22 protein-coding genes are annotated in these 21,458 nt (G+C 69.8%); 9 read left to right on the top strand and 13 right to left on the bottom strand.

Going from position 1 to position 21,458, the window contains the following annotated elements:
* Positions 1 to 47: 47 nt before the first annotated feature.
* From ACWEIJ_RS21470 to ACWEIJ_RS21480, 3 genes are all read left to right on the top strand, one after another.
* Positions 48 to 2,024 (top strand): MMPL family transporter, encoded by a 1,977-nt coding sequence (locus ACWEIJ_RS21470; RefSeq protein WP_449838962.1) that lies wholly within the window; start codon positions 48 to 50, stop codon positions 2,022 to 2,024.
* A 15-nt stretch (positions 2,025 to 2,039) separates the two neighbouring features.
* A complete protein-coding gene (locus ACWEIJ_RS21475; RefSeq protein WP_449838963.1) occupies positions 2,040 to 3,143 on the top strand; it encodes a winged helix DNA-binding domain-containing protein in 1,104 nt (367 codons plus the stop codon).
* Between the two features lie 70 nt (positions 3,144 to 3,213).
* On the top strand, positions 3,214 to 4,170 hold the full coding sequence (locus tag ACWEIJ_RS21480) for a zinc metalloprotease (protein WP_449838964.1): 957 nt from the start codon (positions 3,214 to 3,216) through the stop codon (positions 4,168 to 4,170).
* Between the two features lie 43 nt (positions 4,171 to 4,213).
* On the opposite strand, the gene ACWEIJ_RS21485 is transcribed toward ACWEIJ_RS21480, so the two are convergent.
* From ACWEIJ_RS21485 to ACWEIJ_RS21500, 4 genes are all read right to left on the bottom strand, one after another.
* Positions 4,214 to 5,731 carry a tetratricopeptide repeat protein gene (locus tag ACWEIJ_RS21485; protein WP_449838965.1) on the bottom strand — a complete coding sequence of 506 codons (1,518 nt, stop codon included), beginning with the start codon at positions 5,729 to 5,731 and terminating at the stop codon, positions 4,214 to 4,216.
* A gap of 13 nt (positions 5,732 to 5,744) precedes the next feature.
* Complete coding sequence (locus ACWEIJ_RS21490) at positions 5,745 to 6,449, bottom strand: hypothetical protein (RefSeq protein WP_449838966.1); 705 nt, start codon at positions 6,447 to 6,449, stop codon at positions 5,745 to 5,747.
* 96 nt (positions 6,450 to 6,545) lie between these two features.
* On the bottom strand, positions 6,546 to 6,701 hold the full coding sequence (locus ACWEIJ_RS21495) for a hypothetical protein (protein WP_449838967.1): 156 nt from the start codon (positions 6,699 to 6,701) through the stop codon (positions 6,546 to 6,548).
* A 15-nt stretch (positions 6,702 to 6,716) separates the two neighbouring features.
* The gene (locus ACWEIJ_RS21500; RefSeq protein WP_449838968.1) at positions 6,717 to 7,316 is read right to left on the bottom strand and encodes a uridine kinase; all 600 of its coding nucleotides are present in this window, start codon (positions 7,314 to 7,316) and stop codon (positions 6,717 to 6,719) included.
* A 127-nt stretch (positions 7,317 to 7,443) separates the two neighbouring features.
* On the opposite strand from ACWEIJ_RS21500, the gene lysA reads away from it, so the two are divergent.
* Positions 7,444 to 8,757: a diaminopimelate decarboxylase gene (gene lysA, locus ACWEIJ_RS21505; RefSeq protein WP_449838969.1), complete on the top strand. Its 1,314-nt coding sequence runs from the start codon at positions 7,444 to 7,446 to the stop codon at positions 8,755 to 8,757.
* A gap of 2 nt (positions 8,758 to 8,759) precedes the next feature.
* Here the strand turns inward: lysA and sph are convergent, their stop codons facing one another.
* Entirely contained in the window at positions 8,760 to 9,683 is a 924-nt protein-coding gene (sph, locus tag ACWEIJ_RS21510) for a sphingomyelin phosphodiesterase (RefSeq protein ID WP_449838970.1), read from the bottom strand.
* 152 nt (positions 9,684 to 9,835) lie between these two features.
* On the opposite strand from sph, the gene ACWEIJ_RS21515 reads away from it, so the two are divergent.
* On the top strand, positions 9,836 to 10,711 hold the full coding sequence (locus ACWEIJ_RS21515; RefSeq protein WP_449838971.1) for a hypothetical protein: 876 nt from the start codon (positions 9,836 to 9,838) through the stop codon (positions 10,709 to 10,711).
* Here ACWEIJ_RS21515 and ACWEIJ_RS21520 read toward each other — a convergent pair whose 3' ends face one another.
* Entirely contained in the window at positions 10,712 to 11,299 is a 588-nt protein-coding gene (locus ACWEIJ_RS21520; RefSeq protein WP_449838972.1) for a bifunctional 4-hydroxy-2-oxoglutarate aldolase/2-dehydro-3-deoxy-phosphogluconate aldolase, read from the bottom strand.
* Between the two features lie 83 nt (positions 11,300 to 11,382).
* Here ACWEIJ_RS21520 and ACWEIJ_RS21525 point away from each other — a divergent pair, with 83 nt between their 5' ends.
* On the top strand, positions 11,383 to 12,474 hold the full coding sequence (locus ACWEIJ_RS21525) for an FAD-dependent oxidoreductase (RefSeq protein WP_449838973.1): 1,092 nt from the start codon (positions 11,383 to 11,385) through the stop codon (positions 12,472 to 12,474).
* On the opposite strand, the gene ACWEIJ_RS21530 is transcribed toward ACWEIJ_RS21525, so the two are convergent.
* The gene (locus ACWEIJ_RS21530) at positions 12,471 to 13,538 is read right to left on the bottom strand and encodes an ROK family protein (protein WP_449838974.1); all 1,068 of its coding nucleotides are present in this window, start codon (positions 13,536 to 13,538) and stop codon (positions 12,471 to 12,473) included. The genes ACWEIJ_RS21525 and ACWEIJ_RS21530 overlap by 4 nt on opposite strands.
* 88 nt (positions 13,539 to 13,626) lie before the next feature.
* On the opposite strand from ACWEIJ_RS21530, the gene ACWEIJ_RS21535 reads away from it, so the two are divergent.
* Positions 13,627 to 14,808: a YbiU family protein gene (locus ACWEIJ_RS21535; RefSeq protein ID WP_449838975.1), complete on the top strand. Its 1,182-nt coding sequence runs from the start codon at positions 13,627 to 13,629 to the stop codon at positions 14,806 to 14,808.
* 19 nt (positions 14,809 to 14,827) lie between these two features.
* On the opposite strand, the gene ACWEIJ_RS21540 is transcribed toward ACWEIJ_RS21535, so the two are convergent.
* The 6 genes from ACWEIJ_RS21540 to ACWEIJ_RS21565 are packed head-to-tail and all read right to left on the bottom strand — an operon-like array spanning position 14,828 to position 20,292.
* A complete protein-coding gene (locus ACWEIJ_RS21540; RefSeq protein WP_449838976.1) occupies positions 14,828 to 16,078 on the bottom strand; it encodes a sensor histidine kinase in 1,251 nt (416 codons plus the stop codon).
* On the bottom strand, positions 16,075 to 16,767 hold the full coding sequence (locus tag ACWEIJ_RS21545; RefSeq protein ID WP_449838977.1) for a response regulator transcription factor: 693 nt from the start codon (positions 16,765 to 16,767) through the stop codon (positions 16,075 to 16,077). The genes ACWEIJ_RS21540 and ACWEIJ_RS21545 overlap by 4 nt, the downstream gene beginning before the upstream one ends.
* The gene (locus ACWEIJ_RS21550; protein ID WP_449838978.1) at positions 16,767 to 17,264 is read right to left on the bottom strand and encodes a hypothetical protein; all 498 of its coding nucleotides are present in this window, start codon (positions 17,262 to 17,264) and stop codon (positions 16,767 to 16,769) included. Before ACWEIJ_RS21550 ends, ACWEIJ_RS21545 begins: the two co-directional genes overlap by 1 nt.
* A gap of 12 nt (positions 17,265 to 17,276) precedes the next feature.
* Complete coding sequence (locus tag ACWEIJ_RS21555; RefSeq protein WP_449838979.1) at positions 17,277 to 18,470, bottom strand: ABC transporter permease; 1,194 nt, start codon at positions 18,468 to 18,470, stop codon at positions 17,277 to 17,279.
* Positions 18,467 to 19,147, bottom strand: a complete 681-nt coding sequence (locus tag ACWEIJ_RS21560) for an ABC transporter ATP-binding protein (RefSeq protein ID WP_449838980.1) — start codon at positions 19,145 to 19,147, stop codon at positions 18,467 to 18,469. The genes ACWEIJ_RS21555 and ACWEIJ_RS21560 overlap by 4 nt, the downstream gene beginning before the upstream one ends.
* Positions 19,144 to 20,292, bottom strand: coding sequence for an HlyD family efflux transporter periplasmic adaptor subunit (locus tag ACWEIJ_RS21565; RefSeq protein ID WP_449838981.1), 1,149 nt, complete (start codon positions 20,290 to 20,292; stop codon positions 19,144 to 19,146). The genes ACWEIJ_RS21560 and ACWEIJ_RS21565 overlap by 4 nt, the downstream gene beginning before the upstream one ends.
* A 134-nt stretch (positions 20,293 to 20,426) precedes the next feature.
* On the opposite strand from ACWEIJ_RS21565, the gene ACWEIJ_RS21570 reads away from it, so the two are divergent.
* A complete protein-coding gene (locus ACWEIJ_RS21570) occupies positions 20,427 to 21,275 on the top strand; it encodes a helix-turn-helix domain-containing protein (RefSeq protein WP_449838982.1) in 849 nt (282 codons plus the stop codon).
* Complete coding sequence (locus tag ACWEIJ_RS21575; protein WP_449838983.1) at positions 21,250 to 21,423, top strand: DUF397 domain-containing protein; 174 nt, start codon at positions 21,250 to 21,252, stop codon at positions 21,421 to 21,423. Before ACWEIJ_RS21570 ends, ACWEIJ_RS21575 begins: the two co-directional genes overlap by 26 nt.
* The last annotated feature ends 35 nt before the right edge of the window (positions 21,424 to 21,458 follow it).

Consider the following 21,458-nt stretch of genomic DNA (forward strand, 5'->3'; position numbering starts at 1 on the left):
AGCATACAGTTCGGCCATCGAATCATTCGACGATCGAAGGAACGCTGATGAGAGTCCTGGCCGGGGTCCTGCTCGTCGCCTGGCTCGCGCTGGGCGGCTTCACCGGGCCGTACGCGGGCAAGCTCTCGGAGGTCGCGAAGAACGACAGCAGCGCGTTCCTGCCGAACTCGGCCGAGTCGACGCAGGTCGCCGAGCTGCAGAAGAAGTTCCAGCGCAGCAACGCGATCCCGGCGATCGTGCTGGTCGAACGCAAGGGCGGGCTGACCGAGCAGGACCGGAAGTTCCTGGCCGACCGGGGCGGGGGCTTCCAGGCCTCGCCGGTCATCCCCGCGCCGAACGACGCCGAGGCCGCGCAGATCGTCGTGCTGCTCGACCCGGCGAAGAAGGTCCGCGACGCGGTCCTGCGGCTGCGGGACGGCACGCGCGGTGCCCCGCCGGGCCTGACCGTGCTGGTCACCGGACCGGCCGCGCAGGTCGCCGACCTCGTCGAGGCGTTCGGCGGCATCGACGGGTTGCTGCTGGTCGTCGCGGGTGCGGTGGTCGCGTTGATCCTGCTCGTGGTCTACCGGAGCCCGCTGCTGCCGCTCGTGGTGCTGGTGTCGGCGGTGTTCGCGCTCGGCCTGGCGAGCTTCGTCGTGTACCTGTTGGCGAAGAACGACGTGCTGGCGCTGAACGGCCAAAGCCAGGGCATTCTCTCGATCCTCGTGTTCGGCGCGGCGACGGACTACGCGTTGCTGCTGGTGGCGAGATTCCGCGAGGAGCTGCGCGACACCGGGGACCGGTTCGCGGCCGTCCGCACGGCCTGGCGCGGCACGGCCGAGCCGATCGCGGCGTCGGCGGGCACGGTGATCCTCGGTGTGCTGTGCCTGCTGTTCAGCGATCTGGACTCGAACAAGGGACTCGGACCCGTGGCGGCCATCGGCATCGCGGCCGCGTTGCTGACCACGATGACGTTCCTGCCCGCGGTGCTGGCGTTGCTCGGGCGGGCCGCGTTCTGGCCGTTCGCACCGAAGCTCGGTTCGCCGCACCCGGAGACCAGCGGGCTGTGGGGCCGCACGGCCGATCTGGTGCGCCGCAAGCCCCGCGCGATCTGGGTCGTCACGACGCTGGTGCTGCTCGCGGGTGCCGCGTTCCTGCCGCAGCTCAAGGCGTCCGGCACAGCGCAGTCCGACGTGTTCCTGACCAAGGTCGAGTCCGTCACCGGGCAGGAGGTGCTGTCGCGGCACTTCCCGGGCGGCACCGGGTCGCCGACGGTGATCATCGCCGCCGAGAGCGCGACGGCCGACGTCCTGCAGAGGTCCGAAGTGGACGGCGTCGCGGACGTGCGGCCCACCGGCACGGCCGACGGCCTGGTCCGCGTCGAGGCCACGCTGACCGACGCGCCGGACTCGGACGCCGCGGTGGCGACGGTCGAGCGCATCCGTGCGGCGGTGCACGGGATCGGCGAGGCGAAGGTCGGCGGGCAGACCGCGACGTTGCTGGACACCAGGAAGACCTCGGAGCACGACCGGTTGCTGATCATCCCGATCGTGCTGCTGGTGATCTTCCTCGTGCTCGCGCTGCTGCTGAGGTCGTTGCTGGCGCCGATCCTGCTGATCGCCACGGTCGTGCTGTCGTTCGCGGCCACGATGGGCGTGTCGGCGCTGGTGTTCAACCACGTCCTCGGCTTTCCCGGCGCCGACCCGGTGGTGCCGCTGTTCGGCTTCGTGTTCCTGGTGGCGCTGGGCATCGATTACAACATCTTCCTGATGACCCGCGTCCGCGAGGAGATCCGGCGGCTCGGCACGGTCGAGGGCACGGTGCGGGGGCTCAGCCTGACCGGCGGCGTGATCACGTCGGCCGGCGTGGTGCTGGCCGCGACGTTCGCCGCGCTCGCCGTGCTGCCGATCCTGTTCCTGACGCAGATCGCGTTCATCGTCGCGTTCGGCGTCCTGCTGGACACGTTGCTGGTGCGGTCGTTGCTGGTGCCCGCGTTGTCGGTGGACATCGGCGGCCGAATCTGGTGGCCGTCGAAGCTGCGATGAACCAGGATCAACGGCATGACCTACACCGCACGTCAGCTCAATCGCGCCACGCTCGAACGGCAGATGCTGCTGGAGCGAGAGCCGGTCGACGTGCTGACGGCGGTGGAGAGGATCGTCGCGATCCAGGCGCAGGAACCCGCGTCGCCGTATCTCGCGCTGTGGAACCGGATCGAGGGCTTCGACCCGGCCGAGCTGGACGCCGCGTTCGCGAGCGGTGCGGTCCGCAAGGCGTCGCTGATGCGGATCACCCTGCACGCGGTCACGGCCGCCGACCACGAGGTGTTCCACCACGCGATGCTGCCCGTGCTGCGCGCCTCCCGGTTGCACGACAAGCGGTTCAAGGGCATGGACCTCACGATCGAGCAGGCCGACGCGCTGCTCGCGCACGTGCTGGAGTTCGCGCGGGAGCCGCGCGAGAAGGCCGAGATCGAGGCGTTGCTGCACTCCCACGTCGGCGACGTCGGGCAACCCGGCGTCTGGTGGGCGCTGCGGACGTACGGCGGCCTGGTGCACGCCCCTACCGGTGGGCCGTGGTCGTTCGGGCCGCGGCCGTCCTACCTGTCCGTGACGACGTCGCCGCGGGAACGGCTGGAGTGCCTCGCGGAGCTGCTCCGGCGTTACCTCAGCGGGTTCGGGCCCGCGACCGTGCCGGACATGAACCAGTTCACCATGCTGCCGCGCGCCTCGATCCGGGAGGCGCTGGAGCTGCTCGACGTGGTGCGCGACGGCGCCTACTTCGACCTTCCACATCGGACGGTCCCGGACGCCGACGTCCCGGCACCGCCGCGCTTGATGCCCATGTGGGACAGCACGTTGCTCGCTTACGCCGACCGCAGCCGGATCATTCCCGAGCAGTACCGCAAGCTCGTCATCCGCAACAACGGCGACACACTGCCGACACTTCTCGTTGACGGTCACGTGGCAGGTGTCTGGCGTCCCAACGAGAACGGCGGCATCGAGGCGAGCGCCTTCCACGCTCTTGCCGAGGACCAGTGGGCCGGTCTCGCGGAGGAGGCAAGGGCGCTGCACAAGTTCCTCGGCGACCGGGAACCGCAGGTCTACCGGCGTTTCAACCGGTGGTGGGCCGGCCTGCCCGTCGATGACGTTCGAATTCTGTGAATACGTCAAGATCCACAAAGGACCCATGCGTGAGTCACTATTCCTCCACCCTGCATGGAGGAAAGGCTCAATGTCCCAAACGAAAAAGCGCGTCCCCGCGGCCCTCGCGGCCGGTCTCCTGGCGGCGGGCGCGGTCACGCTGCTCGGCGGTTCTCCTGCCACCGCCGCAGCCGGCTCGACTTCCTGCGCTGACGAACACGCATCGGCACGTGCGCTGCCCGGCAGCCACGGCCACGAGCGCAACGAGGTCTCCGACGCCGAAGCCGCGCGCATCAACGCGGACCTGAAGCAGAAGGTGAAGCAGCAGGCGAGCGCCCGCACCGACCTCTCGGCGCTGGCCACGGGCGGCACCATCCCGGTGGTGTTCCACGTCATCTACTCCTCGGAGACCACTGCCGGGGGCTACATCGACGAGGCCACCATCAAGAAGCAGATCGCGGTCCTCAACAAGGGCTTCGCGGGCGGGGAGTCGAGCGCGGCCGCGAACACGGGCTTCACGTTCGTGCTGAAGGGGTTCGACTACACGAAGAACAGCAACTGGTTCAACAACGTCGACACCGAGTCCGTCGAGCGCGAGATGAAGACCGCCACCCGCGTCGGTGGGGCGAGCACGCTGAACCTGTGGTCCACCAACACCAGCTACCTCGGCTTCGCGACGTTCCCGAGCTCGTACGCGAGCGACCCGAAGATGGACGGCGTGGTCTTCCAGTACACGAGCGTTCCCGGCGGTTCGGCGACGAACTACAACCTGGGCAAGACCGTCACGCACGAGACCGGTCACTGGATGGGCCTGTGGCACACCTTCCAGGGTGGCTGCAAGTCGCCCGGTGACGAGGTCTCGGACACCCCCGCGCAGGCCAGCGCCAGCTCGGGCTGCCCGACCGGCCGCGACTCCTGCACGGCGCCGGGCGTCGACCCGATCCACAACTACATGGACTACTCCTACGACAGTTGCTACAACCAGTTCACGCCCGGCCAGAACGCCCGCATGCAGAGCGCCTGGACGGCGTACCGCAGCGGTAAGTGATCTGAGGTGAGGGAAGGGCGTCGCTCCCGGGCGGCGCCCCTTTCTACTCGATCTGCGCGGCAACGGCCCTGGCGTGGTCCAGTTCCCGTCGGTAGCGACCGGGATTCACGGCGACGAGCTCTTCGTGCAGCGCGATGGACTCGGTGATCGCGGGCTCGGCTTCTGCTCGTTCGCCGCGCAGGAGCCGGATCCGCGCGTGGTCGGTGAGCGCGTCGGCCAGCAGGTAGGCGTACCCGGACGGGTTCTCCGCGTACCACTCGCGGTACTCGGCGACCGCCCGCAGCGACGCCTCCAGCGCGACGCCGAGATCGCCCAGCTGAGCTGAGGCGACGGCGAAGGTGTTGCGCGCCCTGGCTTTGTCCTGCGGCGTCTCGTACAGGTCGAGGCCTTTCCGTGCCGCGGCCACGGCCTCGCGGTGGTCGCCGCGACTGATCAGCACACTGGCCCGGTTGCCCCAGGCCCGCGCCAGCTCGTGACGGGCGAGGTCGTCGCCGGGATACCTGGAGGCGAGCGCGATGGCCTCGTCGCTGGCCGCGAGCGACTCGTCGAGCCTGCCCGTGTCGTGCAGCCGGTCGCTCAGCGAGACGAGCGCGAGAGCGAGCCGCACCTCCATCTTCGTCCTGAGCTCCGGCCGCTCGGCCTCCGCGGCGAGGGCGCGGTAGCGGTCCGCTGCCTCCTCTGCCGGTGCCAGCGCCTCCTCGTCGAGTCCCAGGTCGTGCAGCCGGTTGCCGTGGTTGTGCAGCGCACCGGCGAGGTGGTTGCGGAGCTCCCACCTGCCCGTGCGCTTCGCGCCTTCCCGGAAGATCGCGACGGCCTCGGCGTGGGACGCGCGGGCGTCGTCGAACCGTCCGGCTCGCAGCTGCAGGAGACTCAGCTCGTCCAGCACGTTGTAGCTGGTCGTGGCCGCGTCGGGCCGCCGTCGCCAGAACGCGGCGGCCTCTGCGGCGTGCTCGATCGCCTGCTCGTGCTGACCGATCTTCGCCAGGCGCCTCGCGTACTCCAGCAGGGCGTGCGCGAGGGGATAGCCCTCCGGTGGCCCGTCCTTCACCGGCTTCTGCCCGCGTCGTTCGGCGACCGCCTCGGCGGTGTTGCGCGCGGCCTCCTCGTACCGGCCGAGCTTGTCGAGCACGTGGCTCACCCAGTACCGGGCGTCGTTGGCGGTCACGACGTGGTACCCGCCGGCCGCGGCGAGCTGGACGGCGAGCGAGCGCTCCGCCCGTGCGAACCTGAGCGCGTCCTCGAACAGCTCCTGCCGGACGAGGTTGGCGCGGATCGAGCTCAGCACCCGCAGCACCTGCGGCAGATCGCCCGCCTCCCGGTGCAGCTCCAGCAACTCGTGCTGGACGCGCAGCGCCAGGTCGTCCCACCCGCAGTCCTCGAACGTCTCCGCCAGGAAGTGCAGCGCCGTCGGCAACGCGTCGCGCTGCGGCCACGTCTCGCGCGGGGTGTCCCGCAGCTCCTCCACGATCGGGAACTGCACCCGCATGATCCGGTACGGGTCCGGGTAGCAGTTCCTGGCTTCGCGGTGCCACGTGTCCTCGCGGCGCACTCGCTCGATCACTCGCGAGTGGATATCACGCCGTGCGCACCTCGGGGACGGTCTTGACCACATCCGCCGCCGATGCTTCCGACGCGAGCCGCTCACGCATGGTGCCGCCCTCGGGAGTGCCCACCGGCGACGGCAGCTTGCCCAGCAGGTACGCGGCGTGGCTCACCGCGAGCAGCACCAGGAACGTGCCCGAGAACGCCGGCAGCCCACCGATGCCCGCCGGGTTGTCGACCGCCTTGAGCGCCGACACCGCCTGCGCGACGTAGGCCAGCACCAGCAGCACCGTGATGACGAGGTTCTGGAACTTCGCCAGGTCGATCGACCGCCCGGCCGACGCACCCTCCTCGACCGTGAGCATCTCCGTCAACCGCCCGCCCTCCGCGCCCATGGGGTAGGCGGCCACGCACTCCGGCCGGTTCGTGTTCTTGACGACCTTGACGGCCGCCGCCACGACGGCCGACCCGAGCGAGATGCTGAGCAGCTTCAGCACCTGGTCCGGGATCCCGAACCCGGCCACGTCGACCTGCCCGGCCGCGAACCGCCCGAACGCCATGCCGCTGACCAGCGAGAGCAGCGTGACCATCCAGATCATCAGCTGCAGCCGCGACAGGCTGTACCGGCCGCGCGAGTCGCGCAGGACGTTCTGCGCGCCGAGACGGCTGGGGACCACCACCGCGAGCAGCACGATGACGAGAGCGGACACGACCCAAGCCCAGAACGTGGTCGCCATGGCGGCCTCCTCGCTACGCCGTTCGGACGCTGTGGCCAGTACGTCGCTGCGAAGTGACCAGGCGTTATCACGCCGGGTAACGATTTGGCGGTCGATCTACCAGTGGCAGGCGGTGTCGGGCTCGCAGCAGGGCGCCAGGAACCGGCAGCTCGGGCAGATCCACTTGGACCCGTTGCCGTAGGGGCGCAGGTCGTCGGACTCGCACTGCGGGCACTGGGGGAGCTGCGCGGGCTTTTTGGCGGACTCGGTCACGCGCGCCACCGTACTTCAGCTGTGGTCGATCACGAGGGCGGCGCGACCGGCCGGATCGCACTTCGCCAAGTACAACCGTTGCCCCTCGACGTACCGGCGGTTGCGGGGATCGTCCGGATCGGACGGACAGCCGTCCCGGACCGCCATCCGCGCGAAGGACACGGCGAAGTCGACGGACAGGAACACCGAGAAGTCCCAGTGGTCCACGAGCTCGTCGCGGTGCAGGAAGATGCCGTCCACCAACAGGATCGCGGGCTCTGACACGATCTCGAACGGTGCGTCCACATAGGCGTCGGAACTCAGGTCGTGGCTCGCCCGCCGGAACGGCTGCCCGGCGGCGAACGGGACGAGCAGGTGCTCGGCGAACCGCTCGTAGTCGTAGCTGTCCAGGAAGAAGCCCTCCGGAGACGTCCGGCCGCGCCGCCAGCGAATCGCGCGCGGGTGGTGGAAGTCGTCCACGGACGCCCGAACCACCGTCCGGCCCCGCGCACGCAGCACTTCGGCCAGGGCGTCGGCGAACGTCGTCTTCCCCGCGCCGTCGACACCGTCGACGGCGACCAGTCCCGACGCGGGCAGGCGGTCGGCGACCGCGGCAAGCACCTCAGTTCGCGGCACGCGCCCGACGATCTCACATGACCTGGGTCACCACCGTCGTCAGGATCGCGTCAAGGTGGGCGTTCGCGGTGTCAGGGTCTCGTCCGGGCGCTGGGCGGGCTTGCTCGACCGGGCGTGCAATCGGGTCATGACACTCGCGGAGTTGCTGCCCAGCATCGGATGCGCCACCGAGCCGGTGCTGGAAGAGGGCCTGTGGCCGGACGGCACCACGCTGTCCGGCTCGGACCTCGTCATCGGTGGAGTCCCCGCGACACGGCTGGCGGCCCAGTTCGGCACGCCGTGCCAGGTGCTGGACGAGCCGACCGTCCGGCGTCGAGCCGCCGCGTTCGTCTCCGCGCTGCCGGACGCGGAGATCGTGTTCGCGGGCAAGTCGTTGCCGTGTCCCGAGGTCTACCGCTGGATGGCCGCGCTGGGCCTGTCGCTGGACGTGTCCTCGGCCGGCGAGCTCGCACTGGCCCGCGCCGCCGGGTTCCCCGGCTCGCGAATCATCATGCACGGCAACGTGAAGACCGGCGAGGACCTCAAGGCCGCCCTGGGGCACGGGGTCTCGCGGATCGTCGTCGACTCGTTCGACGAGATCGCCCAGCTCGGCGCTCTCGCGCGGCACGGCCAGGAGGTCATGATCCGCGTGACGCCGGGCGTGGACGCGCACACCCACGCGGCGATCGCGACCGGGGTGGAGGACCAGAAGTTCGGCTTCTCGCTGGCCTCCGGCGCCGCGCTGGAGGCCGTCCTGCGGGTCGTCGAGCAACCTTCGTTGCGCCTGGCCGGCCTGCACTGCCACCTCGGCTCGCAGGTCCGGCACGTGGCGTCGTACGAGGAGACCGTGCGGCGCATGGCCGGCCTGATCGCCTCGTGCGGCGTGCGGATCGAACAGCTCGACCTGGGCGGCGGCTTCTGCGCGCCCTACCTGCCGGGCGAACCGTCGTTCGACCTCTTCGGCTTCGCGCAACGGGTTCGCGGCACGTTGAACTACGAATGCGCGCTGCACCGCGTGCCGGTCCCCCGCCTGCTCGTGGAACCGGGCCGGTCGATCGTCGCGCAGGCCGGCGTGACGCTGTACCGGGTGTGCGCGGTCAAGCGCGGCCCGCACCGCACCTTTGTGGCCGTCGACGGCGGCATGAGCGACAACCCGCGTCCGGCCCTCTACGGCGCCAAGTACGCGGTCCGGCTCGTCGGCCGCGGCGGCAGGCTCCGGCCGGTGACCGTCGTCGGGCGGCACTGCGAGGCCGGCGACGTGCTGGCCGAGGACGTGCCGCTGCCCGCCGACGTGCGGGCGGGCGACCTGCTCGCGGTGCCGGTGACGGGGGCGTACCACCACGCGTTGGCCTCGAACTACAACCAGGTGTGCCGGCCGCCGGTCGTGGCGGTGCGGGACGGGGTGGCGCGGCCGATCGTGCGCCGGGAGACGGAGGAGGACCTGCTGCGCCGCTACGTCTAGGCTCAGCCGGCGAACACGGGGTAGTGGTCGGACAGGTCCGTGTAGGTGTACTTGCGTCCCCAAGAGCTGACCGACCACTCCGGACTCTTCACCCGCCGCGTTTCGTCGCGCAGCACGGGACCCTGGATCGTCAGCACGTAGTCGAGGTGTTCGGACGCGTACTGCGGCCCGTACTGGTCGCGGCAGATGCTGTTGTCCGCGCAGTCCCACGAGAACGGGTGCCCGACGACCTCCGGTGTGACCGCGCCGAGCTCACCGACCATGCGCGGGAACTCGTCGCTCGCCTTGACGACGTTCATGTCGCCCGCCACGTACACCGGCTCGGCCGCGGGGATGTTCCGCGCGGTCAGGAACGCCCTGAGCTCGGCCCGCTGCTTGGTCCGGTAGCCCGCCGGGGCGCCGGTGCAGCTGGAGTCCTCGGCCTGCGTGTGCGTGCCGATCACGTGGATCGGCCCGGTCGGCGCCTCGATCCGCACGTACGCGAAACCCTTGTTGGAGAACCAGTCCGCGCCGCACGCGTCGTGGTAGACGTGCTGGATCCGGGTGGTGATGGGCCACCGGCTCAGCACCGCGACACCACCGTCCTCCGGTGTCGAGGAGCGGTAGGCGCCCGAGGTGGCGTCCCAGCCGGCGGTGCCGCGGCCGAGGACCGGCGTCTGGTACGGGTAGGTGTCGCGGAGGTTGGCCAGCAGCCGGTCGGAGGCGGCGTTGTCGAACGCCTCCTGCAGCACCACGACGTCCTGGCCGTTCAGCACGCCGGTGCTGTCGATCAGGTCGGCGCGCGTCAGCTGTCCCCAGTTCGGGTAGAGGTTGCGGGACAGCATGAAGACGTTGTACGTGGCGATCTTCGGGGCGGCGGGGGCCGCGACCGCGGGGGTGGCGGAGATCGTGAGCGCGACGGCGGTGGCGAGCGTGATCAGGCGCATGAGGCCCGATGGTGAAGGACGTGAGAATCCTTCACAACCGGGCAGTCGTGTCGTATCGATCAAGCCTTGATGAACTTCAGCGCGACCGGATCCGGTCAGTGGCCGGATCCGGTCGTTCCGCCGGTGCCTGATTCCCGCTTACCTTGTCCGCCATGGGATTGCGCAGGTTGCTGATCGCCGCCGCGGTGGGCCTGTCCGCGTTGCTCGTCGTGCCGCCGCCGGCCGGTGCGGTTGAACGGTGCCCGAAGTGGGAGCGCAAGGTCTTCGCCATCACGGCGACGGGTGGCCTCGTGCAGCACACGTTCTGCGTCGACGCCACGCGAAAGAGCACTTCGCGCTGGACCGGCGAACGGGTCATCGCCACCGGCGGCTGGTCCGACACGGCCACGGTGTTCTGGTCGGGCAAGGGGCACGACTTCGGCGGCGTGTACTACCGCGTCTCCGCCTCCACCGGGACGCTCTTCTGGTCGAACAACCTCACTTCGTGGCGGAAGATCGGCGCCGACCGCGACTGGCGCGCCTACACGTCGCTGCTCTCCACCGAGCCAGGCGTCATCTACGGCACGGACGCGTCCGGGACGCTGCGCAGGTGGACGCACCTGGGCTGGCAGGACGGCTCGGACCAGTGGGGCGCCGAGGTCCCGGTGTCCGGCCTCGCGGGCGCCAGGTTGCTCGGCTCGACCGCGGACGGGTTCGTCGGCATGACCGCGGCGCCGAACGTCGTGCAGGTGTGGACGCTTGGCCTGACCAGCAAGTTCCGCATCTTCGTGCCACCGGTGGTCGAGTTGAGCCGGCTGGTGGCGTTCGACATGGAACAGCGGTATCCGAACTCGGCGTTCGGGCTGACGGCCGACGGCAAGATCGTCGTGTTGGTGCCGAACGGATGCGCGCAGGGCGATCGGTTGTGGCAGGCCGACGACCAGACCGGAGGCGGCTACCGCCTGATCTTCCTCGGCGCCTTCGTGCCCTACGGCGGCGGACCGGTGGAGTGGCAGTGCGGGAACACGCCACCTGGCCCGGTGAACTAGTCACCTCAGCAGTGCCTTGATCTCCTCCAGCGGCGTGCGGGCGAGGGCCGACCCGACCCCGCACGCCACCGCGCCCGCCTCCAGCCACGCGGGCACATCGGCCGGTGCGACGCCACCGGTCGGCACGAGCGGCGCGTACGGCAGCACCGCGAGAACGTCCCTGACCCACTGAGGCGTCGGCGCCGGGAAGACCTTCACCGCGTCGGCACCGGCCTCCAGCGCCCGCACGACCTCGGACACCGTTCCGGCGCCCGGCAGCACGGCCGCGCCGTACCGGTGGCCCGCGCGGATCACCGCCGCGTCCAGGTTCGGCGCCACCAGGAACTGCGCGCCCGCGCGGATCGCCGCCACCGCGGACGCCTCGTCCAGCACGGAACCCGCGCCGATCGTGGCGTCCGGGTGGTCCGCGCGCAGCTGCCGGATCGCGTCCAGCGCACCGGGGTTCGTCAACGGCAGCTCCAGGGCCGAAAGACCGGCGTCCAGCAGTGGAACGGCGGCCTGAACAGCGGAGGAGGCGTCGCCGGTGCGGATGATCGCGATGATGCCCTGCCGCACGACTGCCCGGGTGATCTCGTACCGGTAGCTCACGCGCACCAGCCTGACAGGCCCTGTCAGGGGAGTACCAGCGGTGTGTGCGCCCGGTGCCAGCGGGCCCGATCAGTGTTCGTCTCATGCAAAGCCCAGTAACGATCATCGGCGCCGGTCTCGGCGGTCTCACCCTCGCCCGCGTGCTGCACGTCAACGGCATCCCGTCCGTCGTCCACGAGGCGGAGGAGTCGCCGACGGCACGGACGCAGGGCGGAATGCTCGACATCCACGACTACAACGGCCAGCTCGCCGTCGAGGCCGCGGACCTGATGGAGGAGTTCCGCGGCCTGGTCCTGGAGGGACGCGAGGCGATGCGCGTCCTGAGCTCCGACGGCAGCGTCCTGCTGGACAAGTCCGACGACGGCACCGGTGGGCGGCCCGAGGTGCAGCGCGCCGAACTGCGGCAGATGCTGCTCGACTCGCTGCCCGCGGGCACCGTCCGGTGGGGTCACAAGGTGACCTCCGTCCGCGGCCGTGAGGTCACGTTCGCCGACGGCAGCAAGGTCGAAGCGGAACTGCTGGTCGGCGCGGACGGCGCGTGGTCGAAGGTCCGTCCCGTTCTGACCGACATCACGCCCGAGTACGGCGGCGTGACGTTCATCGAGACGTACGTCTACAACGCCGATACCGAGCACCCGGCCGTCGCGAAGGCCGTCGGCGGCGGCTCGATGTTCGCGCCCGGCCAGGGCAAGGGCATCTTCGCGCACCGCGAGCGCGGCGACACCCTGCACGCCTACGTCGAGTTCAACCGGCCGCTGGAGTGGTTCGACACCTTCGACGTCACGGACCCCGCGCAGGTCGCGGCGCACTTCGAGGGCTGGGCGCCCGAGCTGACGGCGTTGATCACCGAGACCGACACCACGCCGGTGTTCCGCCCGCACTTCGCGTTGCCGCTCGGACTTCGCTGGGACCGGGTGGTGCCGGGCGTGACGCTGCTCGGGGACGCCGCCCACCTGGCCGTCGCGAACGGTGAGGGCGCCAACCTCGCGATGCTGGACGGCGCCGAGCTGGCCAAGGCGCTCGTCGCTCACCCCGGCGACGTCGAGGCGGCGCTGAGCGAGTACGAGGAGGCCATGTTCGTGCGCACGGTCAAGACCATCGGCGACACCGGCCAGATGGTTCAGAGCCTGTTCGGTGACGATGCCCCGGAGAAGCTGCTGGAGCTGCTCGACTAGCGCGAGGCCTCGACGAGCGCCGCCCTCACGAGTGAGAGGGCGGCCGCTCGGGCGCCTGCCAACGACGGCTCGGCCACCGAGGCCGCCACCACCTCGACCTGGCGTGGCAACCGCGCGCACTCGGCCCGGATCGGGTCCAGCAACGCAGGCCCCCACGACCCGCCGACCACCACGATCTCGGGGTCCGCGAGCGTCACCAACGCCGTGATCACCCCACCGATCGCCCGTGCCGGCGCGACGGGATCCGCGGCGAGCAGCCGGGCCACGTCGATCGCGGTCGACCCCGGCTGCCGCAATCCCAGCTCACCGAACACCTCGATGAACGGCGTGGCCCCCGACGGCCCGACCGTGATCAGGTGCGCGATCTCGCCGGCCAGGCCCGAGTGCCCGCGCCGCACCTCGCCGTCGCTGACGAGCGCGCAGCCCAGGCCCTCGCCCAGGTGCAGGTAGGCGAAGTCCGCGACGCCCAGCACGGCGTGTTCGGCCTGCGCGGCCCAGTTCACGTCGTTGTCCACGATCACCGGCCCGTGCAGCAACGGGCTCAGCACCGCGACCGGATCCAGCTCGCCCACCAGGAACGGCGAGTCGGGCAGCCCGACGAGCCTGCCGGTGCGCCGGTCCACGGGGTCGGCCGCGCTCACTGTGCAGAGCCGGACGTGGTGCGCCGCAACGGTTTCCGCGGCGATCGACGGCAGCACCGCCGGTACCTCGGCCGGTGAGCCGATCGGGTGGTGGGTGCGGCCGACGGTGTCGCCGTAGGCGTCGACGCACTCGGCCGTGACGCCGCTCGGCGCAATGGTCATGACCAGCGCGACGCCGACGTCGGGCGCGAGGCTGTAGAACGACCCGACCCGGCCCTTGCCGCGCCCGCCCGCGGTGCGTTCGCCGGTGTCGGCGACCAGGCCGAGCTCCTCCAGGCGGCGCATGCTCTCGCTCACGGTCGGCTTCGACAGCCCCGTGGCGGCGGCCAGCTCGGCGCGGGTCAGCTTGCGCGAGGTCATCAACGACCGCAGCACGTGCTCGTCGGAGATCGAGCGCAGCAGCTCCTGGGACGGCTTGGTCACGCCGCGCATTCTAGTTAGGGGGCTTGCCTACAAAGCGGCGACACGCCTATGGTTCCAAGTTAGGAGGGTTTACTGGAAGGAGTTCGACGTGCTGAACTGGGAGACCGCACCCGCTGACCTGCCCAAAGCCATCCGCGAGGTCAAGAAGGCGATCCGGGCGAACATCGAGGCGTCGGGCCGGACCGTCGAGCAGGTGTTCGCGGTCGTCGAAGAGCAGATCCGCCGCGAGGTCGACGACGTCAGGGCGGGCCAGGCGTGGCCGGTGATCGACTACGCCGACCTCGACGCCGCGCCGGCAGACCTGGTCAAGCGCCGCGGCTGCGTCGTGATCCGCAACCACTTCGACCGCGAGCAGGCGCTGGCGTGGGACAGGTCCATCGTGGACTACGTCGAGAGCAACGCGTTCTTCGAGAACTACCGCGGCCCCGGCGACGACTTCTTCGGCAGCGTCGGCTCCAAGCCCGAGATCTACCCGATCTACTGGTCGCCCGCGCAGGTCGAAGCCCGCCGGCACGAGCGCATGGCGAAGGTGCAACGGTTCCTGAACGGCCTGTGGCGCAGCGACGGCTGGTTCGACCCTGACCGCGACGTCCACTACCCGGACCGCATCCGCCGCCGTCCACCCGGCACGAACTCCAACGGCCTCGGCACCCACCTCGACCCCGGCACCCTCGACCTGTGGATGACCAGCGAGTACCAGCAGGCGTTCCGCCACCTGTTCAACGGCACGGTCGAGCAGTACGACCCGTGGGACGCCGCCCACCGCACGACCGGCCCGCAGTACCCGGGAACCACGATGTGCTCGGTGTTCCGCACCTTCCAGGGCTGGACCGCGCTCTCGGACATGGACCACGACCAGGGCGTCCTGCACACCGTCCCGATCCCCGGCGCCATGGCGTACCTGATGCTGCGCCCACTGCTCGACGACGTGCCGGACGACGACATGTGCGGCGTGACCGTCAACCAGGTCTTCCCGGTGAGCGAGAAGTGGCACCCGCTGCTGCTGGAGGCGTTGAGCGGCATCCCGGACGTTCGCGCGGGCGACTCCGTCTGGTGGCACTGCGACCTGATCCACAGCGTCGCGCCGGTGGAGAACCAGTGGGGCTGGGGCAACGTCATGTACATCCCGGCCGCGCCCTGGTGCCCGCGCAACGAGCGGTACGCCGCCGAGATCGAGGAAGCCTTCCGGACGGGTTCGAGCCCGAGCGACTTCCCGGAGGAGCACTACGAACGGGATTGGCCCAACCGCGCCCGCCCGGTGGCGTCCTGAACGCCGCAGCCAGACCCGATCACGTCCTCAGGATCACCCGGAACACCGCGCCCTCACCCGGCGCGGTGTCCAGCTCGATCCGCCACCCGTGCGCCGCCACCAGCGCGGCCACGATCGCGAGCCCCAGCCCCGTTCCGCCGGGCCCGCGCGCGGAATCCGCCCGGTAGAACCGCTCGAACACCCGCGAAGCCTGCTCTGCGGGCATCCCGGGCCCGTGATCAGCCACCTCGATCGCCCGGTCGGTCAGCCGCACCTCGATCGGCGACCCGGCCGGCGTGTGCCGCAACGCGTTGTCGAGCAGGTTGGTCAGCACCTGCCGCACCTTGGCATCGTCCCCCTGCACCAGAACCGGCCCGGACGGCAACGCCAGCGACACCGTCCGTTCCGGATCCCGCACCCGAGCCTCGTGCACGGCGTCGGTCACCAGCACCACCAGGTCCACAGTGGACAACACCAGCGGCTGCTCGGAGTCCAGCCTGGCGAGCTGCAGCAGGTCGTCGACCAGCAAGCCCATCCGCTGCGCCTGGTCCTCGATGCGCCGCAACACCTCGGCGGCGTCCGTGGCGGCACCCTGCCGGTACAGCTCGGCGTACCCGCGGATCGACGTCAACGGCGTGCGCAGCTCGTGCGAGGCGTCCGCGACGAACTGCCGCATCCGGTTCTCCGACGAGACCCGCACCGCGAACGCCTGCTCGATCTGCCCGAGCATGGTGTTCAACGCCGACGCCAGCCGCCCGACCTCGCTGCCGGGCCGCCGCACCGGCACGCGCCGGGACAGGTCGCCCGCCGCGATCTCCCCGGCCACCTGCTCGACCTCCTCCAACGCTCGCGTCGACGACCTGACCAGCAGATAGCCGGCCATCCCGACGAGGACGAGCGCGCCGAAGCTGATCAGCAGGAAAGCCGACCGCAGGTCGTTGACCGCCCTGTTCACCTCGGACTGGTCCGTCGCCACGATCAGCTCGGTGTCGTCGAACAACCGCATCACGACCCGATGCGTGCCCACGGTCAGGTGCTCACCAGACGTCATGGCGCCGTAGCCGGGCAGCCCGGCGATCGGCGTGCCGGACACGATGCCGGACGCGTCCCGCACGATCATGTTCTCCCGCACGGGAAACGGTCGCGGCGCGTTCACGATCCGGTCCAGCCGCGCGTCCAGCTGGCCGAGCAGGTAGCGCTCCATCACCTGCGAGCCGACGAGCCACGTGCCGAACAGGCCCGCGGCCGCCAGGGTGACCAGCACGACCACCAGTCTTGCGCGCAACGTCATGGTCGGATCATGTATCCGAGACCGCGCACGGTGTGGATCAACCGCGGCGCGTCGGCGTCGATCTTGCGGCGCAGGTACGAGATGTACGACTCGACCACGCCGACGTCACCGTCGAAGTCGTGCGACCACACCTGGTCGAGGATCTGCGCCTTCGACAGCACCCGGCCGCTGTTGCGCATCAGGTAGTGCAGCAGCCGGAACTCCGTCGGCGACAGCTCCACGATCCGCGAGCCGCGCCGCACGATGTGGCTCTCCACGTCCAGCGACAGGTCACCGCAGGTCAGCTGCTCGCTCTCGTGCCCAGGCCGGGTGCGGCGCAGCACCGCGGTGACCCGCGCGATGACCTCCTCCAGGCTGAACGGCTTGGTGATGTACCCGTCGCCGCCGATGGTCAGCCCGGTGATCCGGTCGTCGGAGCCGTCGCGCGCGGTCAGGTAGATCACCGGCACCTGAACCCCGCCCGAGCGCAACCGCCGCACGACCTCGAAGCCGTCGCGGTCGGGCAGCATCACGTCGAGCAGCACCAGGTCGGGGGACTCCGAGCGGGCGGCCGTCAGCGCCTCGCCGCCGGTCGCCGCGCTCGACACGGTGAAACCCGCGAACCGCAGGCTCGCGCACAGCAGTTCGCGGATGCTGGGTTCGTCCTCGACGACGAGCAACCGGCCACGTTCCACCGGTGAATCCTGCATCACCCGGTCGTCGGGCGCTGCGTGATGGTCTGCCCGGTCACCGTGCCGTCCGAGCCCGCCTGGCCCTGCACGACGACCTGCTGACCGGCCTTGAGGTCACCGAGCTTGCCCTCCGAGGTGATCTCCACCTTCGTCGAGTCCGAAGTGGACACCTTGACGATCTGGCCGTTCTGCGTCTTCACGTACACGGTGGTGCCGTCGACGTGGTCGATCGTGCCGATGGTGCCGCGCCCGAACCCGCCGCCCGGCCGTTGCTGCGCGCCGGAAGGGGGAGTGCTGCCGTCACCGCGGCCGGGGAACTGGCGTCCGGCGGCGTTCTGGCGGTTCGGGGTCTGCGTGGAGCCGAAGGACTTCTGCACGAACACCCCGCCGACGAACGCGACGATCGCGAGCACCGCGACGCCGAGGATCATCGTGGTCTTGCCGACGCCGCTCTTGCGCTCCTTCAGCTGGGTCGTGATGTCGTTCTCAAGCGGCTGGTCGAGTGGGTTGGTCACGTCCGGAACTCCTTATTCGTGCCTGAGGGCTTCGATGGGGCGGAGCTTCGCCGCGCGCGAAGCCGGGTAACTGCCGAAGAAGAGGCCGATCAGCGCCGACACCGCGAACGCGAGCAGCACCGAGGACGGCACGAGCACCGGTTTGATGCCGGCGATGGTGAACTGGCTGCCGATCATGCCCGCGGCGACGCCGAGCGCGCCGCCGAAGAGGCTGAGCAGCGTGGCCTCGATCAGGAACTGGCCGAGGATCGACGACCGCGGCGCGCCGACGGCCTTGCGGATGCCGATCTCGCGGATCCGCTCGGTGACGGTGACCAGCATGATGTTCGTGATGCCGATGCCGCCGACCAGCAACGAGATCGCGGCCACCGACGCGAGCAGCACGGTGAACGTCTCGGTCGTCGCGGTGCGCGCGGTGAGCAGCTGGTCCTGGCTGAGGATCCGGTAGTCGGCGGTCGTGCCGGTGATCTTGTGCCGGCCGTTGAGGATCGTCGTGACCTGGGCCTGGGCGTTCGGCAGCGCGTCGGCGGACTGCGCCTGCACGACGATCTGGGTGAGGCTGCCGTAGCCGGTCAGCGCGTTCTGCGTGGTCGTCAGCGGTGCCACGGCCATGTCGTCGGCGTCCTGCAACCCGCTGGAACCCTTGGCCGCCAGCACTCCCACCACGGTGAACGGGATGTTGTTGACCAACATCGACTTGCCGATCGGGTCGGTGCCGGGGAAGAGCTGGGTGGCGACGGTCGCGCCGATCACCACGACCTTGCGGGCCTGCTGCACGTCGTTGTCGGAGAACAGGCTGCCCTGCGCCACCGCGCTGTTCGTGGTGCTGAAGTAGTGCGGGTCGCTGCCGATGAACTGGCTGATCGCGTAGGTCGTGTCGCCGTAGCCGGCGGTGGCCTGCGCGGTCACGACGGGCGAGGCGTACTTGACGTCGGGGGAGTCCGCGCCGACCAGTGCCGCCGCGTCCGCAGTGGTCAGCGGCTTGGCGGTGCTGCCGGGCTGGGCGCGCTGCGGGCTGATCGTCAGGATGTTCGTGCCGAGTCCGGCGATGCTCTGCTGCACCGCGCTGGACGCGCCGTTGCCGACCGCGATCAGCAGGATCACCGACGCGACACCGATCAGGATGCCGAGCGTGGTGAGGCCGGAACGCATCTTGTTCGCCGTCAGGCCGCGCACGGCGAAGGCGGCGATCTCGAAGAGTCTCACACCAGCACCCCCGCAACCTGGCCGTCCACCACGCGGACCGTGCGCGTCGCGTGTGCTGCGACGTCGTCCTCGTGCGTGATCAGCACGACCGTGCGGCCGCTGGCGTGCAGGCGGTCGAGGATGCCCATGACCTCACGGCTGGAGTCGGTGTCCAGGTTTCCGGTCGGCTCGTCGGCGAGCACGATCGCGGGCGATGTGACCAGCGCACGCGCGATGGCGACACGTTGTTGTTGACCGCCGGACAGCTCGTTGGGCTTGTGGTGAATGCGTTCTTTCAAGCCAACGAGATCCAGCGCGGCGAGCGCGCGCTCGCGACGTTGGGCACGCCGAACTCCCGCGTACACCAGCGGGAGCTCGACGTTCGCCAGTGCCGTGGTGCGCGGCACCAAGTTGAACGACTGGAAGACGAACCCGATCTTCCGGTTGCGCAGCAACGAGAGCTGCTCCTCGTCGAACTCGCCGGTGTCGATGCCGTCCAGCAGGTACTTGCCGGACGTCGGCACGTCGAGGCAGCCGAGGATGTTGAGCAGCGTCGACTTGCCCGACCCGGACGCGCCCATGATCGCGAGGTACTCGCCCTTCTGGACGGTCAGGTCGAGGCCGCGCAGCGCGTGCACGGCGGTGTCGCCGGTGCCGTACGTCTTGCGGAGGTTCCGGACCTCGATGACCGGGCTCATCGACCGGTCCCGGTGAAGCCGCCGCCGTTGCGGTTGCCGCCGCCGGTGCCGGGGAAGTTGCCGGTGCCCTGCTGCTGGCGGTTCGTGTTGGTCGACGTGCTGACCTGAGGCAACACGACTTCCTCGCCCGCGGTCAGGCCGGACTTGATCTCCACGTACTGGTCGCCGCGCACGCCGATCTCAACCGTTTTGCGCGTTTCCGCGCCGTTCTCCATCACCTGGACCGAGCTCTGGCCGTTGACCGTCTGCACGGCTGCCGCGGGCACGGCGAGGACGTTGCTCGCCGAGTTGACCGTGATCTCCACGCTCGACGACTGACCTGGCCGCAGGCCGTCCGGCACCTTGGTCAGCGAGAGGGTGACGCCGTACTGGACGACGTTGTTCGAGGTCGTGGGGGTGAGGTCGACCTGGGCGACCTTGGCGGCGATCGGCTGGGACTGCATCGCGTTGACCGTGACGGTCGCGGCCTGGTCGGCCTTGAGCTTGCTGACGTCGGACTCAGACACGTTCGCGTGCACGACGAGGTTCTTCAGGTCGGTGACGACGACGAACCCGGACGTCGAGGAACTGCTGCTGTTGCTGTTGCTGCTGCTGTTCGACGAGCTGGAGCTGTTGGCGTTGCTGGAGGAGTTGCCGCTGCCGACCTTCTGCCCGACGGACCCGGTGATCGACGTGATCGTGCCGTCGCCGGGTGCGGTGAGCACGGTCGCGGCGAGGGTGTCCTGGGCCTGCTGGAGCGCGAGCTGCGCCTGCCGGTACGCGGTGAGCAGGGCGGTCGTACCGGTGCCCTTGGCGAGGGCGGCGTCGAGGTTGCCCTGCGCGATGTCGACCTGCAGCTGAGCCTGCGTCGGGTCGAGCTTGGCGAGCTGCTGGCCCTTGGTGACCGCGTCGCCGACCTTGACGTCGATCTCGGTGACCGTGCCGCTGGCGCCGAACGAGGCGGCGGCGCTGAACGAGCTCTGCACGGTCCCTGAAGCCGTGACCACCTCGCTGACGTCGCGGTTCTGGGCCGCGGCCGTGTGGGCGGTGGTGGGCTGGGCGTTGCCGGAGGAGCCGAAGAACACCAGGTAGCCGGCCACGCCGGCACCGAGGAGCACCACCACCAGCAGTCCGTTGATCAACAAGGATCTGCGACGTCGAGTCATGGGCACGGATCGTCGTCCGCCAAGCTGTAGCCCGGCTGCGAGTTTCCTGGCAGTTTCCTGATGATCAGCCGAGGGGCCGTTTTCACCCGAACGAGCAGGTTCGTGCTCGAAGAGCAAGCCCTAGCGTCGAGGCCATGGCCACGACCACTCCCTCCACTGCTTACAGCAGGGACCTGGGCGACGAACTACGCCGTTTGCGTGAAACCTGCACGGGCCTGACGGGCAACGCGCTCGCGGTGCGGCTCGGCTGGGACCCCAGCAAGGTCTCGACGATCGAGCACGGCAAGTACCGCGCCAGCGAGATCGACCTCGTCCAGTACCTGACGATGTGCGGCAAGGACATCGACTTCTTCGAAGACTTCAAGCGCAGGTGGCGCAACGCCTTCGACGAGTACATCGTGCAGGTCTCGGACAACCTCCGGACGCTCGCACGCGCGGAGTCCACCGCCAAGTCGATCATCAGCTACGACCCGCAGGCCATCCCGGGCCTGATCCAGACCCCGGAGTACGCCGACGCTCTCTACCGGATGGGCGGGTACATCCCCGAGGCGCGCATCGCCGCTGTCGTCCAGTTCCGGATGGACCGCCAGGCGATCCTGCGCCGCCACAACCGGCCGGCTTGCCTGTTCTACATCCACGAACACGCGTTGCAGACGCAGGTGGGCGACGCGCGGATCATGGAGGACCAGTACGCGCGCCTGCTGTTCAGCACGCAGATGGTCAGGATCGTGCCCGCAGACGCGCCGTTGGTGGCCACCGGTTGTGTGCTGTGGGAATACGAGAAGGAGAAGCCGATCGCCTTCACCTCCACCGACCTCGCGAAGCTGTTCGTGCAGGATCCCGGCGCCATCGCCCGAATCAGGCTGCTGTTCGACCGTTTGGCCGAGGTCGCCTTGGATGAGGAACAATCGCGGAGCAAGCTGGCGGAGTACGTCAGCCGACCGCGAGAGGAACTCGATGATCCAGGAACGCGCTTGGCGTAAGAGCAGCTACAGCGGCGCGACCGAGGACGACAACTGCGTCGAGGTGTCGCTGACGTCCGACGCTCTCGTCCGCGACTCCAAGAACCCGTCCGGAGGCGTCCTGACCTTCACTTCGGCCGCCTGGAAGAACTTCCTCGAATCCCGTTGAACCGAAGCCCGTCTCACCACGTGTTCCCGCCGTCG

Source organism: Lentzea sp. NPDC004789 (assembly GCF_053601075.1).